Source organism: Clavibacter lycopersici (assembly GCF_003576405.1).
GTDB classification, from domain to species: Bacteria; Actinomycetota; Actinomycetes; order Actinomycetales; family Microbacteriaceae; genus Clavibacter; species Clavibacter lycopersici.
In genome coordinates, this window is sequence record NZ_QWGT01000507.1 from 1 (window position 1) to 617 (window position 617).

General features: G+C 79.4%; 1 protein-coding gene. It reads left to right on the forward strand.

The window, feature by feature from the left end; genetic code table 11:
- Positions 1-599: glycosyltransferase (locus DZG00_RS16230; protein ID WP_304650948.1), on the forward strand; the 599-nt coding region annotated here is incomplete at its 5' end.
- Positions 600-617: the final 18 nt, after the last annotated feature.

Sequence of the window (617 nt, forward strand, 5' to 3'; positions counted from 1 at the left end):
CCGTGCTGCGCGTGCGGCCGGAGCCGCCGGAGACCGCGGACGCGCACCCCGCCGCCGCCTGGCTCGGTGCCGGGGACGAGCCGCACCGCGCGTACGTGACGCTCGGCACCGAGTTCAACGTGCGGTCGGGCGACCTGCTGCCGCGCATCGTCGCCGGGCTGGCGACCCTGCCGGTGCGGACGCTCGTGACGGTCGGGCCGGGGGTGGATCCGCGCTCGCTCGGGTCGACGCCGCGCCTGCGCGTGGAGCGGCACGTGCCGCAGGGCGCCGTGCTCGGGCTCGCGGACGTCGTCGTGTGCCACGGGGGATCCGGCACGCTCACGGGATCGCTCGCGCGCGCGGTGCCGGTCGCCGTGCTGCCGATGGGGGCGGACCAGGTGCTCAACGGGCGGGCGGCGGAGCACATCGGCGCAGGACGCGTGCTCGACGCGGCCGCCGCGACGCCCGGCGACATGGCGTCCGCGGTGGCGGCGCTGCTGTCGGACCCGTCCGTCGCGCGCTCCGCGCGGGCGGTCCGAGAGGAGATCGACGCGCTGCCTCCCGTGGAGCGGGCGCTCGACGCGATCGAGGCGCTGGCGGCGGCGGGGCGCGGCGCCTGACCCGCGGCACCGCGGCAG